12 protein-coding genes are annotated in these 15,880 nt (G+C 41.2%); 4 read left to right on the forward strand and 8 right to left on the reverse strand.

What is annotated here, in order from left to right; translation table 11 throughout:
• Together LC586_RS41975 and LC586_RS30400 are read right to left on the reverse strand one after the other, a co-directional pair.
• The coding region (locus LC586_RS41975) for a helix-turn-helix domain-containing protein (RefSeq protein WP_369010544.1) at positions 1-72 on the reverse strand (72 nt) is incomplete at its 3' end.
• Positions 73-505: 433 nt separating this feature from the next.
• Positions 506-1,087, reverse strand: a complete 582-nt coding sequence (locus LC586_RS30400; RefSeq protein ID WP_229489016.1) for a DUF411 domain-containing protein — start codon at positions 1,085-1,087, stop codon at positions 506-508.
• A gap of 1,503 nt (positions 1,088-2,590) precedes the next feature.
• Between LC586_RS30400 and LC586_RS30405 the strand changes: the two genes are divergently transcribed.
• Positions 2,591-3,532 carry a DNA polymerase III subunit delta' gene (locus LC586_RS30405; RefSeq protein WP_229489053.1) on the forward strand — a complete coding sequence of 314 codons (942 nt, stop codon included), beginning with the start codon at positions 2,591-2,593 and terminating at the stop codon, positions 3,530-3,532.
• A gap of 272 nt (positions 3,533-3,804) precedes the next feature.
• Positions 3,805-4,425, forward strand: coding sequence for a hypothetical protein (locus tag LC586_RS30410; protein WP_229489017.1), 621 nt, complete (start codon positions 3,805-3,807; stop codon positions 4,423-4,425).
• A gap of 309 nt (positions 4,426-4,734) precedes the next feature.
• On the opposite strand, the gene LC586_RS30415 is transcribed toward LC586_RS30410, so the two are convergent.
• On the reverse strand, positions 4,735-5,013 hold the full coding sequence (locus tag LC586_RS30415) for a helix-turn-helix domain-containing protein (protein WP_229489018.1): 279 nt from the start codon (positions 5,011-5,013) through the stop codon (positions 4,735-4,737).
• A gap of 285 nt (positions 5,014-5,298) precedes the next feature.
• On the opposite strand from LC586_RS30415, the gene LC586_RS30420 reads away from it, so the two are divergent.
• Positions 5,299-6,864, forward strand: coding sequence for a glucosaminidase domain-containing protein (locus tag LC586_RS30420; protein ID WP_229489020.1), 1,566 nt, complete (start codon positions 5,299-5,301; stop codon positions 6,862-6,864).
• A gap of 581 nt (positions 6,865-7,445) precedes the next feature.
• Here the strand turns inward: LC586_RS30420 and LC586_RS30425 are convergent.
• From LC586_RS30425 to mnmG, 3 genes are all read right to left on the reverse strand, one after another.
• Positions 7,446-8,798, reverse strand: coding sequence for a hypothetical protein (locus tag LC586_RS30425; RefSeq protein ID WP_229489021.1), 1,353 nt, complete (start codon positions 8,796-8,798; stop codon positions 7,446-7,448).
• A gap of 61 nt (positions 8,799-8,859) precedes the next feature.
• Positions 8,860-8,982 (reverse strand): hypothetical protein, encoded by a 123-nt coding sequence (locus tag LC586_RS40885; protein WP_267921754.1) that lies wholly within the window; start codon positions 8,980-8,982, stop codon positions 8,860-8,862.
• A gap of 47 nt (positions 8,983-9,029) precedes the next feature.
• Positions 9,030-10,952 (reverse strand): tRNA uridine-5-carboxymethylaminomethyl(34) synthesis enzyme MnmG, encoded by a 1,923-nt coding sequence (gene mnmG, locus LC586_RS30430; RefSeq protein ID WP_229489056.1) that lies wholly within the window; start codon positions 10,950-10,952, stop codon positions 9,030-9,032.
• A gap of 390 nt (positions 10,953-11,342) precedes the next feature.
• Between mnmG and LC586_RS30435 the strand changes: the two genes are divergently transcribed.
• Positions 11,343-12,215 carry a D-alanyl-D-alanine carboxypeptidase family protein gene (locus LC586_RS30435; RefSeq protein ID WP_229489022.1) on the forward strand — a complete coding sequence of 291 codons (873 nt, stop codon included), beginning with the start codon at positions 11,343-11,345 and terminating at the stop codon, positions 12,213-12,215.
• Positions 12,216-12,637: 422 nt separating this feature from the next.
• Here LC586_RS30435 and LC586_RS30440 read toward each other — a convergent pair whose 3' ends face one another.
• Both LC586_RS30440 and LC586_RS30445 read right to left on the reverse strand, forming a co-directional pair.
• Positions 12,638-13,597 carry a hypothetical protein gene (locus tag LC586_RS30440; protein WP_229489024.1) on the reverse strand — a complete coding sequence of 320 codons (960 nt, stop codon included), beginning with the start codon at positions 13,595-13,597 and terminating at the stop codon, positions 12,638-12,640.
• A 535-nt stretch (positions 13,598-14,132) separates the two neighbouring features.
• Positions 14,133-15,092 carry a water stress protein WSP1 gene (locus LC586_RS30445; protein ID WP_229489026.1) on the reverse strand — a complete coding sequence of 320 codons (960 nt, stop codon included), beginning with the start codon at positions 15,090-15,092 and terminating at the stop codon, positions 14,133-14,135.
• Between the last annotated feature and the right edge of the window lie 788 nt (positions 15,093-15,880).

Below are 15,880 nucleotides of genomic sequence, written 5' to 3' on the forward strand. Positions count from 1 at the left end.
TCCCAAAGTTCTCCTCAACAGGGATTCCTGTTCGGGTGTCGGATAAAAACGGTAGCGGAAAGCTTGTTCCATATTTCACATTTTACCACAAATTTTGTAAAGCCGTGCTGGAAGCACGGGGTTTCCATCCACATTTTCTGATGACCAAAATGCAGAAGCAAACGCCTGGTTTAATTTGGGTCTGGTTTTAGAAAAAATCAATCGACAATCAGAAGCGACAATCAGAAGCGATGGATGCTTTTTGCCATGCCCGCGAAATCTATCACACAATGGGACTCGATGCAAGTCTGCAAGATTGTAATCATGCCATTGAGCTTCTTTCTCAAAATGTTGCAAGTGCAGCATCTCCCTTCTGGTTAGGGAGATGGTTCAGTCATTAGTCATTAGTCATTAGTCATTAGTCATTTGTGTTTACCAAGGACAAATGACAAAGGACAAATGACTAAGGACAACCTCACCAGTTGATGTGCAACTTAAATGCGTAACAGCATACAGCGAAATTACATCAAGAGGATGGATATTTATTGAATACCGCAACTGAGTCCTTGTGATTAAAAGAAAGCACAGAAAACGGGTCTTTTCGATCCCCCATCTCCATCCCAGGAGTGCCTACGGGCATTTGAGGAACAGATAAACCAGCAACATTTGGCTTTTCTTGAAGCAAACGTTTGATGTCGTCTGCTGGGACGTGTCCTTCGATAACATATCCATTAACAATTGCTGTGTGGCAAGATGACAAGTTATCTGGCACATTGTACTTTTGTTTGACTGTTTCGATGTCAGGCGTGGAAAAGTCTGTGATTTGAAAACCTTGTGCCTTTAAGTGGTCAATCCACCCACCACAACAATTACAATCAGGACTGTGATATACAGTGGCATTTAACGCTGTTGATTTTAATGGTGTCTGTTTATCTTGGATACCCTTAGTAGTACTTACCAATTGAGCATTACTCATAGAAGCAGTGCTTCCCAAGATGCCCAACACCCCTACTGTTAGACAAATTATTACCACTGCACGTACAGCAACACGTACCAAGATGGGAGGTAAGGATTTTTGCCACCAATAAATAAATTGTTTGTACGACATCTGATACTTCCTAAGTACAACATTACATAAATTTGTTGTAACAAATTCTCTTCAAAAAAACGTGACTGAATATTGCAGATAATTGCAAGATAGATTGCGGAGGACAGCGGATGCGTTGATGATTTTCTAATCGACGTTAAATAAGAATTGTCATATAATTTTTCAATTATTTGTTTTGGATATACACGCAATACGGTTCGCATAAGCTCTTGAGGCTCTTGAGGAAAGAGAGTTATTGTTCAGTAATTCTTCTCTTCCCGAACAGCAACTCTAGCCGAACTGCCCCCGCCCTCTTGTTAACTCTTGTAGTTTGATTTATTCTCACCGACTTATTTACTGAGAAAGCATTCAAGCATTTTGAGAAAGTCAAATGTCATTTTACTTGCGGAAAACACTAAAATGAGTAAGCAAACTGGGGTTTGAGAAAGTCAAATGTCATTTTACTTGCGGAAAACACTAAAATGAGTAAGCAAACTGGGGTTTGAGAAAGTCAAATGCCATTTTGCTTGCGGAAAACACCCAAATGAGTAAGTCAAATGGCATTTTGAGAAAGCATTTAAGCATTTTGAGAAAGCATTTAAGTATTTTGAGAAAGTAAACAGGCATTTTGATAAAGCAATTAGGCTTTTTGATAAAGTAATCAGCAAATATACCTCAATACAGTTCAGTTAAGCATTTTTTCTTCTCTTTCTTCTCTTCCTTTTCTTCCTTCTCTTCGAGACGCTGCGCGAACGTGTCCTTTGCGTTCTTTGCGGTTCGTTAAAAAAATTCACTTTGACAAAGAGTAAAGCCTTAACCCAAGCGTATTGAAATATACCTGACGATTAAAAACTCACGGCTGCACATACCAAGATCCCGTTTGTCTTGGCGTCCCGTAGGGAAGGGTACAAACCCGATGCTTAGATATTCTGCAACTGTGAAATTTTATATGACATTTAGGATTGTTCGTGAAGCAACTGCGTGAGCCATCTGGCTCAGTTCCAGTTTTGTCGAACTCCACACCCAATAAGGTTTGGATAAGCTCTTGAGGCTGGCGTTGCTCTTGAGGAAAGAGAGTTATTGTTCAGTAATTCTTCTCTTCTTGAAGAGCAACTCTAGCCGAACTGCCCCCCCTGCCTCAACCAAAAAATGGAAAAAAACTTTTAGATTTACTGAATGTATCGCCTTACAATAGCATTGCATCCCTCTGCATTTAAAAAGGCTACGACCCTTACGCGGTAGAAGTCATTGCAACAGTGCTAGTATGTCAAATATTGGCATTTTGTAGCTTCTAAGTTGTCATTCTATAGCGCTTCTGGGTTGAGTGCAATACAGACCTAACCCCCAGCCCCAACCCTTGTAGCGTTGGGGAGTAAGATTCAAAGCCTCTCTCCTAAAAGGAGAGAGGAATGGAAGTGAGGTCAAAGTGTATTGCTTCCATTCGAGAACCGCTATAGAAGACAACAACTCTACTACATCAGCCCTCTGTTTTCTATATTTTTGTTTTGGCGAAGGTACTGAACTATTAACGTATTTGCACCACTTGTAGGACAACAGCAAGCCATAGAATTACTCACTCAGGCTGTCAGACAAAATCGGGTTGCTCCAGCATATCTATTTGTGGGGCCAGATGGTGTAGGAAGAAGTTTAGCAGCCAGGTGCTTTGTGGAATTGCTATTTTCTAGTGAAATGGGAGTCACTGCGGCTTTACAAAACCGTTTGCGTCAAGGGAACCACCCAGCTTTGTTGTGGGTGCAACCGACGTACCAATACCAGGGACAACGATTAACAGCAGCAGAAGCGGCTGAGAAAGGACTTAAGCGTAAAGCACCACCTGTAATTCGGCTAGAGCAAATTCGGGAAATTACCGAGTTTCTCAGTCGTCCACCCTTGGAAGCACCAAGGAATGTGGTGGTGCTGGAAGAAGCCCAAACAATGGCAGAAGCAGCAGCGAATGCTTTACTTAAAACTTTGGAAGAACCGGGACAGGCGACGTTAATTTTAATTGCACCTACCTTAGAGTCTGTTTTGCCAACTTTGGTGTCACGCTGTCAACGCATTCCTTTTTATCGCTTAGATGCACAGTCTTTGGCTGTTGTACTCACACAAACTGGTCATCAGGAAATTTTGCCAAATCAGGCAGTATTGAGCATAGCAGCTGGCAGTGCCGGAAGTGCGATCGCATCTTACGAGCAATTACAAGCTATTCCCCCTGAGTTACTCGAAGACTTAAAAAAAGCCCCTGCTTCCTACCGCAAAGCCTTGGAATTAGCCAAGAAAATTGATAAGGATTTAGATACAGAAGCCCAACTGTGGTTAGTTGATTATCTTCAGCAATTCTACTGGCAGCAGTGGCATCAACCCAGCATCATCAAGCAGCTAGAACAATCTCGTAAACACTTACTTTCTTACGCTCAACCACGGCTAGTTTGGGAATGTCTGCTTTTATCTTTATGTCAAAAATAAAATTCCATTTACTAACTCTGGCACAAAAACCTCAACCCTTTTTGTAATATTAAATAATATTACTTAAGTGTCCGCAACTAATTAGTACTTGTGTATTATTGATAGTAAGCTACGCAAAGCGTCTTGTAGAGAATGCCGCGAGTCATAAAGACATTGCCCCAAAACAGTGGAATTTGCTCAATTTTCAAAGCTTCATAGCAAATAAAAGTCTTGCGGGGGATGACTAATAAAGGCTGTCCGATTATTGTTTTTGAAGATTGTACCCCTGACTCATGATGAACTTACCGCAGACAATTCCAGTTCTTTTTTTAGGGGCTATCTTGGCTGTGCTTTCACCTCAAGTTTGCCCTGCTTTCACTGTTCAAGAGGTAGCTAGCCTTGCCCAAGCATCAAGCGATTTACCAGTAGTCAAATCAGCAGGACTGTCCCCCGATATGAATGTGCCTTGGTCGAAAGCCGTGAGAATCGTTGACCCTTTTGAAGGGGAGTTTCTTGGGGTTTTTGACCGCAACTCCTTGGGTGGCTATTTGTACCGTGAGGGTTCAAAGCAAGTTATTAGTTTGTGGACTCCTTCGAGCATTCGAGTTCTGGTAACTGTAAATTCGGGTGAAGCAAGGTCTCCTTTCTATACCGCAGGTCATGTGTATCCCAGACCTGAGTTTCTTAGGTTTGCCACTACCAGGAAAGTCGATAAACTTTTACTCAAAGTCAGGGAAAAAGTTTTTCAATTAGACGGTTCAACCGGCACTTTTTCTGTCAGTCAAGAATTAGCCACTGCTTTGAAAAAAGCTCCAGATGAGAACTTAGACATCAGACTAGTCTTGGAAGGAGGTCAAACTGTTGATAGCGAAATTGGCAAAGGGACGGTGAAAGCTTGGCGAAGCATTTATTAAGCGATATCTACGATGGTCACTGAGCGCGGCCGTTGTGCGGGCTACGCTTACGCATGTTTAACCCAAGTATTATGAAGAATAAATTTTTTCCCATCTCATCAGGAATTTCTCTGATAAAACTTGTTTATAAATTTAGGAAGAACGAACATTGTTAGAAGCTAGCCTAATTAATTCTTCAACATTGTTTGAGATCGTATTGCAAATCGTATTTAAAGGTAAATCATTGGGATCAAATATTAGTCTGAAACGCCCAACTGCGACGCCGATAGCGAGTATTCGAGCGTCATAGCCCGTCGTAGACATCGCTCTTTAATTATCACTACTTTGAGACTGCTGGTAGCGACGCAAAACAGATTGGATATTTTTTTTACAAACCTCTTCACCAACTACCTGAAAAAGCTCTCGCCACAACTGAGAACCGACCTGTTTGATGTAGTCGTGTTCATAACTTATCTGCACCGCAATTTCCGCATAGGTGCGTCCCAGCCAACTTTCCAGCAAAACTACAGATTGAAGGTCATTGAGTCTTTGCCCAAAGGTAGAGCATAAAAGAGTATCAACTAAATTCAGCGCCTCTTGTGCCGTCATGGGTCAGCCTGCTTTATTTATAGGTTGAACTTATGAAATTTCTGTTTTTAATGGGATTTTTACGTTAAATGTTACATTTGTTTACAGGAACAACTCACTTTTTCTCACTGACAGAGCGAGCGCATTTAGGTTAAAATTAATACAGTATAGTGAGTTAAACCGTACTTCTTAAGTCATAAAAAGGACATCAACTCTATGAAATTTGGTATTGATATGGGAACACCTATATTCCCAACTTCTTAGATAAGTTGGGGATGTAAAAAAGCTCTATGATAGGGTAAATGTATGTCACTACTAGATGATTTAGTCAATAATTATTTTAATAAAGATTTAGCAACAATATTTATACAAGTTGGTCTTCAAGGTGGAAAAATTACCGATATTAATCGGCAAATTTTAAAAGAAGTTACCCTCGCACAATGGTTATTAGAGTCTGCTAGAGGGAAAAGTGATCTTGCTGTCAATGCTAACAATTTTGCCGGATTAAAATGGCGAGTTCCTGATATGAAAGGGTTTGCCGAACCTTTGAAAATCAAAGTTCCTTCTGAGCCAGAAAAAATTGAGTTCTGTAAATTTACAGATATAGATGCTTTTATTATTGGTTATTGGAAGTTTTTAACTCGCACTCCCTATAAAGGTTTAGAAGATTATACCAACACGCCAGAAAATTTCCTTGGCTTTCTCAAGGCTAAAGGCTATTCGTCTGATCCTAAATATGTAAGTAAAGTTGTGGACTTACTTCCAGAGGCGCAAAAGTTACTGGCTAATGCAGGGGGAGTTACCATTCCCGCTTCAGTGGAACAATTACAGCTAATTCGTGCGCCTCAAGAAGTGGAAGTAGGGCAAAGTTTCAGGGTTGAAGGTATAGCTCGTTTAGCTGACAGGGGAAAAGTTTTGTCGATTATCAGCGACGATCAATTTCCATCTGCAAGTGTAGCAATTAGTCAGGACGGCAAATGGCAATTTGATTTCGTCTTTAAACAAGAAGGCGATCGCCGCATGATAATTGCCATTGATGATCAAACTTTAGAGATCCGCATTAAAGTTGTTGTTCCTTTCGATAACAAGGATGATGAGAACACTCAACAACCTACAGCATCCAGTTTACCAGGAGCGAAGGTAATTAAACTCGGTGGTAGTGTGGGAATTGGCGGAGTCAATAAAGCTGATGATGTTAAGGCTATTAAGGCGCGATTGCATCAGCTAGGCTACAGATGGGTAGGTGATCCTAACAGTGCAGACAGAGACAGAGGACTATTTGACGCAATCAAACTATTTCAGTCAATTATTGCTGGTCGGAGTACTGTTAATGGTGATGGTCGAGTTGATGTTAGTGGAATTACTCATCGATGGTTGCAAGCAGCTAATGCACCACGATGGGAGTTGATGCCAAAAAGCGATCGTAATAATGGTTTCGTTAACGGTGAACTGGAAGACACCAAAGATAACCACGATTTTGGAACACACTGGTTAGCTGATGTGATTAAAAAAATTGCCCAAGATTATCAAAACAGTTATCGTAACACTCAGCCCACAGCTGCTCCATTCGCAATTAACGATGTTAGTCTTCCTTATGGAGGCGATACTCCCGACCATCATGGACATGAAACTGGTATGATGTGCGATGTTTACTTACCCAAAAAAAATGGAAATTTCGGTGGCATCTTTTGGTCGAGTTCTGAATATGATCAAGATGCTGCACGAGCTATTCTCAAGTCTATTCGTAAGCAAAAGCTGGTACGGGCAGTGTTTTTTAACGATCAACAGCTAATTAAAGAAAGACTTTGTGTTTCTCTGAGTGGTCACGATAATCATATTCATTTTGAAATTAACCCACCAGTGAGGAGCTAATTCTTAGTGAGTTGATGCATTATACCAATTTGAAAAAAGAATGCGACAGATGGGTAGGGGCACAACAATGTTGTGCCCTTACAAATAATTAATGTGTCGCAAACATTATTTGAATTGGTATTAGATTTCACCACTCTGCAAACCTCTGCTCGAATAGTACTGTGTCAAGCTGACAATGCTTGGATTAAATGAACCGCAGAGGCACAGAGAACACAGAGAGAAATATTCTATATAGCAGTCGCCAAAGCCGTTAGGACAGTTTGCGGGAAACGCATCTTCAACAGCGTACTTTGTGATTTTATTGCTGTCCTAAGCTCCCTGTCCGTTGCTATAACTTGGTTTACTTAAGCATTGTTGAGTTGACAAACTACTAAGCTAATGAGCATTTAAGTTGCATAAAAGCAGGGATAGAGCCGCTTACTACAAGCGAATCAACCTGGAAAAATGAATGACGATTAGCTTAGTACAGCGGGCGCGGAAATAAACATACCATTTCAAATGGTGCAAGAGCTTGGAATACAATTCTTTGACTTTTAACTTTTGATTTCCGCCTTGCGGTACTAGGGAGAGGTTGTAACAGCTTATAATTTCTGCCCTGCGTAAATCGATCGCACTTCGCCGTTACGGCGGATAACAGCTTCACCATTACTTACATCTACTAATGTCCAACCGCTTGAGCCAATGCTTTCACCCATATTGATGCGGCGAGTCACGCCATCAATTTTAAACAAAGCGGCAGATTTGTTGCCTAACTCTAGTAATCCTTCTAAGGTATTACTCGGAGCATCTGCGATCGCAACTGCCGGATATACTTGTTCCTGGGTAATAGTTGGTTCTGATGGGGCTAGTGCTGCACGTAATGGAACTACTGGTAATGCAGGCAGAGGGCTGGGTGTTTGCCGGACGATAATCGGTGCAGTTTTCGCAGCTACAGGTTTAAGTTCGGCTCTTACAGCCGCAGCTAACATGTTGACAGTTACAGGCTTGGCAGCTTGTCGCACCGTATTCAGGGCATTTTTGACAACATTCGGTTGAGATCCCTGTAACGCACTCGCAACTTGTGGTAATGTGGGAGTCCCAGGAATGACCGGCAGTGCGTAGCGCATGGGCGACGGCGCTTGATAAACGGGAACGTAGATGCGCTCAACAACCTTTCCAGAACGGTTGGGGGCTGGTGGTGTATTGTTAGCTATAACTGGAAGTGATGGTAGATTACCAGTTGTTTGCGTGTTACTAAGCGCTACTTGATTAGTATTTGTCTGACTGGAGAATCCTGGGCTGGCAGATTTTTGATTGCTTTTTACTTCTTGCTTATCTATAACTGCCAGCGATTGAAGCATGTAGTCAACCAAATCTGCTTCAATTTCTACTTTTGTTGGCAACTGTGACTGCGGTTGCGGCACTAGAACAGCTGGCTGGGTCAAGTTGGTATTTAAAAGATATACGACTCCAGACTGTACTAGGTAGATAATACCAGCGATCGCCACGCCTAAAGTTGTTCCCACCATCAGCAGTTTGCCCAAAGTATGACTACTTTTCTGACGCTTTCTACTGACTCTTTTTACGGTGGCGGTGTCAAATACAACGGTACTCAAGTGTTTGTGGTTATCTTGAGCAACTGACTGTACTGGTTGGTTCAGTGTGTTCGGTAAGATAATCTGCGGTATCGCCACTGTTTGCAGCACCTTTTCTGGAGGCGACTGGCGTTGAGGTTGGGGAGAAACCCCAGCAACAGACTGGTTCGATTTGTTCTGCCTACTGTGCCTAACGGTTTGAGAAAGCAGATTACCACTAACATCCAGAATGGAGTCGATATCGGCAAAGAGTTCATCCATTAGACCATCAGCATAGTTTTCTATCGACCAAGCCTCGTTGGCGATTAAGTCTTCTGATGGTTCCGGTACTATGAGACGGGTGCTGGCTTCTTGTAACATAGACTTTCTATCTTTGTTGCTAGGACGAGGAAACGCCGCGCCTACTGCCTGGGAATTAGGATTACAGATAAAATATCAAATCCGCCGTCTGATTCAGACGAGTTAGTTGAGCGTTGGTATTAAAGTCAACTTTAATCTGGGGATTGTTGATGATGCCACTACTAATATTTATGTCATCTATCATACCAATCTCCCTCCCTACTACTATACTCAGTCTTTATCAAGTTTGTGTTAAGCTAACGCTGGAAACTCCGACTGGCTCTTGGTTCTACGCAATTCTAAATATAATAATAAAGCGTTAACATCTGCTGGGTTTACACCACCAATACGTGCAGCTTGACCAAGAGTCAGTGGTTTTACGTGAGTTAACTTTTCCCGTGCTTCTTTGGAAAGAGTATCAATTGTTGTGTAATCCAAATCCGCAGGTAACTGGCGGTGCGCTTGGCGGGCAATTTGGTCAATCTGATTTTGTTGCCTAGCGAGATAGCCAAAATACTTGATGTCAATTTCTGCACCTTCTTTTTCAGCGCGGTTGAGGTTGGGGTTTCCTAGTCCGAACCTGTCGAGGTCAACGTAATGGAATCCTGGACGCCGCAGCAAGTCGTTGAGGGTAATCGAACCTTTAATTAATTGCTGGGTATTAGATGCGATCGCTATTCCTATTTCATCATGTTCTTTGACTCGTGTGGCTTGCAATCTTTGTTTTTCTGTGGTAATATTCGCTTGCTTTTGGGTAAATAGATCCCAGCGGCGATCGTCAATTAAACCAATTTCCCGTCCCAAGGGTGTCAAGCGTTGGTCAGCATTGTCAGAACGCAATATCAATCGGTACTCAGACCTACTGGTAAGCATCCGGTAAGGTTCCCGCAGGTCTTTTGTACACAAGTCATCAACTAGCGTCCCAATGTAACTTTGCTCACGGGCAAAGACAATCATTTCTTGAGAGCGAACAAATCGAGCGGCGTTAATTCCTGCCACAAGCCCTTGAGCTGCGGCTTCTTCATAACCTGTGGTGCCGTTAATCTGCCCAGCACAAAACAATCCAGCAATCTTCTTGGTCATCAGTGTGGGGTAACACTGAGTTGCAGGTAAATAGTCATATTCCACAGCATACGCCGGACGAAGCATCACACATTTTTCTAAACCGGGGAGAGTCCGCAACATTTGCAGTTGCAAATTTTCTGGTAACCCTGTAGAAAACCCTTGGATATAAAGTTCGGGTATATCCCGTCCTTCTGGTTCAATAAAGATTTGGTGGCTTTCCTTATCGGCAAAGCGGACAATTTTATCTTCAATACTGGGACAATAACGCGGCCCTTTTGCTTCCACCCAACCGCCATAAACTGGCGACAGGTGCAAATTTTCCTGAATTAGGCGATGGGTTTCGGCGGTTGTGCGGGTGATGTAGCAAGGCATCTGTTCCCGTTCTACCCACGCATCTGGGTCAAAGCTAAACCAGCGTACATCTTCATCCCCTGGCTGGATGAGCATTTTACTATAATCTACTGATCGCTTGTCTACCCGGGCTGGAGTTCCAGTTTTGAGTCTTCCGGTTTCAAATCCCAAGCGATTCAGGGTTTGTGTCAATCCCTCAGCCGCAAATTCCCCAGCGCGTCCGGCTGGCATTGATTTGTTACCAACCCAAATTTTGCCCCCGAGGAAAGTGCCAGTTGTCAAAATGACTGCTTTACATTGGAACCCGACACCAAAATAAGTTTCAACGCCGATAACTTCACCGTTACCACCCAGTACCAAATCTGTTGCCATACTTTCACGGATTGTCAAGTTTTCTTGGTTCTCGACAATATTCTTCATCACTGCTGCATATTCGCGCTTATCTGTCTGGGCGCGTAATGCCCAAACAGCAGGCCCCCGTGAAGAGTTGAGGATACGTTTTTGTAGGTAGGTGCGGTCTGCTACTTTACCAATTTCTCCGCCGAGTGCATCTACCTCATGAGTCAACTGAGATTTGGCCGGGCCACCCACTGCTGGGTTACAAGGTTGCCAAGCGATTCTATCCAAGTTGAGCGTCAATAACAGGGTACGACAACCGAGGCGTGCAGAGGCGAGAGCTGCTTCGCAACCGGAGTGACCTGCACCGACGACTATGACATCAAAAGCGTCTTGGAATTCAACGGAATTGTGCATGGTCATACTTACAGGATCAGCAAGCTTAGAGTTCTTTTCAATTTTAACTGTTCCAGTGGTTTCATGGATGTATCTTTCTAATAAAAAAGTTATCAAATTTACTAGTAGTGAATTAAAGACAAGCTTCCATTTTTAAACTTGAGTATTAAGTAAAAAATATAATCTTTTTTAAAAATTGTGACAAGTTTCCGGGTTGTTTATCACAACTATTGTTCACAGGTTTAGCCATTAGCACCAATTTAATTTATTACTGACATATATTAAATACTGTCTATAACTTGCATGAAACTATAGTTTGAAACCGATAAATAATTTGTGTTTTTAATTATTTAATAATAAATATATACCAGAAACTGATTAATTTTATTTTTGAATCAACTAAGCAATTATTTACAAATGAAACTTACCCTCAGAAAGCAAACAAATATTACTAGATTTATCAGAAAGGCAACTTTCATCAGTATAGTTATTTTGATGATTTTTGTATTAGTAGCTAGTAACGAGATTAACCACCACAAAGTTGCTATAACCGCCCAACCATTAAACGGATGCTTAAGTACTGATTCGTTACCTTGTACAGATATCTCTAAAGAGACAACATCAAAACCATTTATTCCCAATCCAGAATTAAATAAGCAACAGCGTTTTTTATCTGCGATCGCTAGGAAGTTACCCACGGTTCCCCAGCCTGGTACTTATGAATATATTTTGCTAAGGGCATACGGCGCAGTCTTTGTAAATCAAAATGACGGAATTAAACTGCCGCAAAAAGATATCTTTGCTAATGAACAAGAAACCCAAGAGTTTCAAGGTACTTTAACAATGGGTCATGTTGATGGCACTAAGGATTGTTATTTACAAAAATCGGCGGCTGATGCTTTAAATAGAGCGCGTATACAACAACGGATACCGCTAAAATCTGGTTATGGTTCTGGCGATTGTACTCGCACTTTTAGTACGAATTTAAGATTTTGGCACAAATATGCTAATAATCAAATTTTAGCAAAAGTTCAACAGGGCAAAGAAACAAAAATTCTCGGTGTGGTTGCACCTCCTGGAACTTCACAACATCTTTGGGGATTAGCAATTGATTTACGCGTAGGTAGTAAAGAACAAAGAAAAGCTCTTAATCAAAATGGTTGGTTTCAAACTGTACAAAATGATGTTCCACATTGGAGTTATGTGGGTTTAACTGAAGAGAATTTACCTCTGTTTGGTTTTAATAAACAAGTTGTGCGGGGCATTACTTATTGGATTACGCCACTTTAATTATTAATATTATTTAACACACAATTAGACACGCTTACCTTGAGTATAAAACTCATAATTTATTTTAGAAATATGCGTAGGGTGTGTCAAGGCTAAAATGTTGTATTAGATTTTGTAGTAGGTTGGGTCGAAGTATGAGACCCAACATTCCTATTAATGTTGGGTTTCGTTCCTCAACCCAACCTACATTTAATAATGGACTATTTTAGCCTTGACAAGCCAGTAGGGTGTGTTATGCCGTAGGCTAACGCACCAAAACCGTAATTGAATAGATTAAATAAATTTAAAAATAAAAATCCAGTTAGTCTTTACAAAAATTACAGGTAATTTGGCAAATAAAACTTTTTTTATCTTTAGCTCCATTCTTCAACTCTTGTAAAACTACTTTTACAAGAGTTGAACAAAGAGTATCCTAACGACTGTTATTCATTAACAATCGTAAAGCCTTCATAATCAATGGCTCCAGTCGAAGCACTTGGTAAATTGACTGTACCAAGTAAGGTGGCGGTTGCAAAGCCAGCACCATTAGAACCGGTAGCACTACCTAAACCTAGACCTGATGCAGCAAGTTCATCTTGGTAGCCTGTGATCTCATAGACAGAACCATTTTCCAGGAAAGCCAACAATCTTTGAGATCCGCTGTTAGTAAATGACAATCCAGAATCTAAGTCAACATTCAGAGCTTGCCCTGAAGGAGTTCTCAAAGTAATCGGCGCAGATAGCTCACCAGTGAGCAAATCTACTTTGTAAAGCTGGTTGCCATCTCCATCACCAGTGGTGAAATCGCTAGCAAGAGCGCGAGTTCTACCAGGATTGAGATTGTCGATAGCTAATCCATCGGCATGTTTTCCAGGGTTGGTAGGTTGAGTTCCTTGTCTTTGTGCGGCAGTAGTAGGTGCGCCAAAGCCGTCTACAAGGGTAACAGTTCCAGGGTTAGCTGTAGTAATTTTATAAAGAGAGCTTCCTACTGGCGTCTCAGCATCCCCTGAAATGTTGTATAAAACAATTGGTTGACCAGCTACTGAATAGTCACGTCCAAAGTCAGCACCTGAGTCAAACCCAAAACGACGTAGGTCAGATGGTGTAGGTGTTGGTGACGCACTAGCTGGAGCAAAAGGCTGATCTACATTATTTACCCGAATAACAGCACCAGGTGTTAAATTAGGGCCACGCGCTTCGTTAACCGCACTTGCCCTTCCGGTAATGGGGTTAGTTCCCAAACCTTCTAGTTCTGCGTTATTAATATTCGCAGCAGTGATTTCGCCTACTTTTTGGGGAGTAGTAGCAAGGGGGCTTATAGGGAAGCGGTAAACTGCGAATTGTTCTCCAGCTTGGCTAGGATTGATATCCGCATCTCCAATGGTATAGCCGTAAAGAACCATGAGAATTTTCTCCTTAATTCAAACTGTTAAACTTTTGGGAACATTCCAAATATGCAGCATTCCAAATGTGCAAATTGCTATCTGGCTAGAAGTCTTTAACGACACAAACAAGAGCTAACGTTCGCAGGCTAAAAGTTAAAACTAGCTTGCATTATCTTAACTTTGCTTATATAGCCAATAAGCTTGCAAAACTGAAACACTACTAAACCTTTGACTGTAAACAGGCTAAGACAACTTAACCCAATACTGTTGTAGTTACTATTTGCTCAATGAACAAACAGAAAAGGGCCTTTGATTTGCCGATTCAAAGTCAAACTTTAAGGTTAAAAACTGTATTTGGAATCATCTTAATAAGACTATATTTGAGTAATGTTAAGAAAAACTTTTCTAATTATTAAGATTTGATAATATCTGGTTAAGCTTTAGTAGTTACTGATTGTTTGGCAAATAAAACTTTTTTTATCTTTAGCTCCATTCTTCAACTCTTGTAAAAGTAGTTTTTACAAGAGTTGAAGAAAGAGTATCCTAACGACTGTTATTCATTAACAATCGTAAAGCCTTCATAATCAATGGCTCCACTCACAGCACTTGGTAAATTAACGTTACCAAGTAAGGTGGCGGTTGCAAAGCCAGCACCATTAGAACCAGTAGCACTACCTAAACCTAGACCTGATGCAGCAAGTTCATCTTGGTAGCCTGTGATCTCATAGACAGCGCCAGTTTCCAGCAAAGCCAACAATCTTTGAGATCCGCTGTTAGTAAATGCCAGACCAGAATCTCCGTCGAGATTCAGAGGTTGCCCTGAAGGGGTTCTCAGAGCAATCGGCGCAGATAACTGACCAGTCAAAAGATCGACTTCGTAAAGATTGTTCCCATTCCCATCACTAGTCTTGAAATCACTAGCAAGAGCGCGACTACCAGGATTGAGATTGTCGATAGCTAATCCATCGGCAAATTTTCCAGCATTGGTAGGTTGAGTTCCTTGTATTTGTGCAGCAGTAGGTGCTGCGGCTACAAGGCTAATAGCTCCAGGGGTAGCTGTAGTAATTCTATAAAGAGAGCTTCCTACTGGCACTCCATTTGTGGTAGCAGGATTCCCTGAAATGTTGTATAGAGTATTACCACCAAAGTCAGCACCTGACTCAAATCCAAAACGACGTAGGTTAGATGGTGTAGGCGTTGGTGAGGCCGTGGCTGGAGCAAAAGGCTCATCTACATTATTAACGACAAGAACAGTTGGATCAATTGGTGTTGTAGAACCAGTAACCCGTGCTTCGTTAACCGCACTTACCCTTCCGGTGGTGGGGTTAGTTGCCAAACCTTCTAGGTCTATGCGTGGGGCAGCAGTATTTGTAATATTGACTGTACCTACTAGTGTAGGAGCAATAGAAGAACTTGTAGGTGCAGAAGGGATCAAAAAGCGGTAAACGTTAAGTTGATTTCCACTAGTGCTCTGGTTACTATCTTCTCCAATGGTATAGCCGTAAAGAGCCATGAGAATTTTCTCCTTATTTAAACTGTTAAACTTTTGGGAACATTCCAAATATGCAGCATTCCAAATGTGCAAATTGCTATCTGGCTAAAAGTCTTTAACGACACAAACAAAAGCTAACGTTCGCAGGCTAAAAGTTAAAACTAGTCTGCATTATTTTTACTTTGCTTATATAGCCTATAACCTTGCAAAACTGAAACACTACTAAACCTTTGACTGTAAACAGGCTAAGACAACTTAACCCAATACTGTTGTAGTTACTATTTGCTCAATGAACAAAGAGAAAAGGGTCTTTGTTTTGCCGATTCAAAGTCAAACTTTAAGGTTAAAAACTGTATTTGGAATCATCTTGATAACACTATATTTGAGTGATGTTAAGATTTCATAATATTTCGGTTAAATTTAGTATTTACTGATTATTTTTACTTACTGATGCAAGCATAACTCGACTGTTTTAATAGCTATTAAACGATTTAATCTTCGCAGGCGATCGCTATTGGCATTAGGACTTACGGATTAAAGGTAAATACCAAATATAGATGTTTTAAAAACACATCTGTCTTAGGGCTAATTTATTAATTACCCCTACAGTACGGGTGTATTTACCATCAAAAAATGCTCAATAAAAGCCTGAAAAAACCTATTTTGGTAGATGCATACTATGACTAATTTGTACAGCGTGTAAGCCTTAGTCCTGTTCACTTGAAAGTACCTTTAACAAAAAGAATAAAAAAAGCTTGAAGAGCAAAGGTAAAAAATCTTATCTTTTTTCGTTTGCCCTTTAACCTGAT

Origin of the sequence: Nostoc favosum CHAB5714 (genome assembly GCF_020829495.1) — a bacterium.
In the GTDB taxonomy this organism is placed as follows: Bacteria; Cyanobacteriota; Cyanobacteriia; order Cyanobacteriales; family Nostocaceae; genus Nostoc; species Nostoc favosum.

Excerpts from the sequence above, each read along its gene's own strand:
- LC586_RS30425 (WP_229489021.1), bottom strand. The coding sequence starts at position 8,798 with ATGTTACAAGAAGCCAGCACCCGTCTCATAGTACCGGAACCATCAGAA.
- LC586_RS30410 (WP_229489017.1), top strand. The coding sequence starts at position 3,805 with ATGATGAACTTACCGCAGACAATTCCAGTTCTTTTTTTAGGGGCTATC.
- LC586_RS30420 (WP_229489020.1), top strand. The coding sequence starts at position 5,299 with ATGTCACTACTAGATGATTTAGTCAATAATTATTTTAATAAAGATTTA.
- LC586_RS30445 (WP_229489026.1), bottom strand. The coding sequence starts at position 15,092 with ATGGCTCTTTACGGCTATACCATTGGAGAAGATAGTAACCAGAGCACT.
- LC586_RS30435 (WP_229489022.1), top strand. The coding sequence starts at position 11,343 with ATGAAACTTACCCTCAGAAAGCAAACAAATATTACTAGATTTATCAGA.
- mnmG (WP_229489056.1), bottom strand. The coding sequence starts at position 10,952 with ATGACCATGCACAATTCCGTTGAATTCCAAGACGCTTTTGATGTCATA.
- LC586_RS30415 (WP_229489018.1), bottom strand. The coding sequence starts at position 5,013 with ATGACGGCACAAGAGGCGCTGAATTTAGTTGATACTCTTTTATGCTCT.
- LC586_RS30400 (WP_229489016.1), bottom strand. The coding sequence starts at position 1,087 with ATGTCGTACAAACAATTTATTTATTGGTGGCAAAAATCCTTACCTCCC.
- LC586_RS30440 (WP_229489024.1), bottom strand. The coding sequence starts at position 13,597 with ATGGTTCTTTACGGCTATACCATTGGAGATGCGGATATCAATCCTAGC.
- LC586_RS40885 (WP_267921754.1), bottom strand. The coding sequence starts at position 8,982 with ATGATAGATGACATAAATATTAGTAGTGGCATCATCAACAATCCCCAG.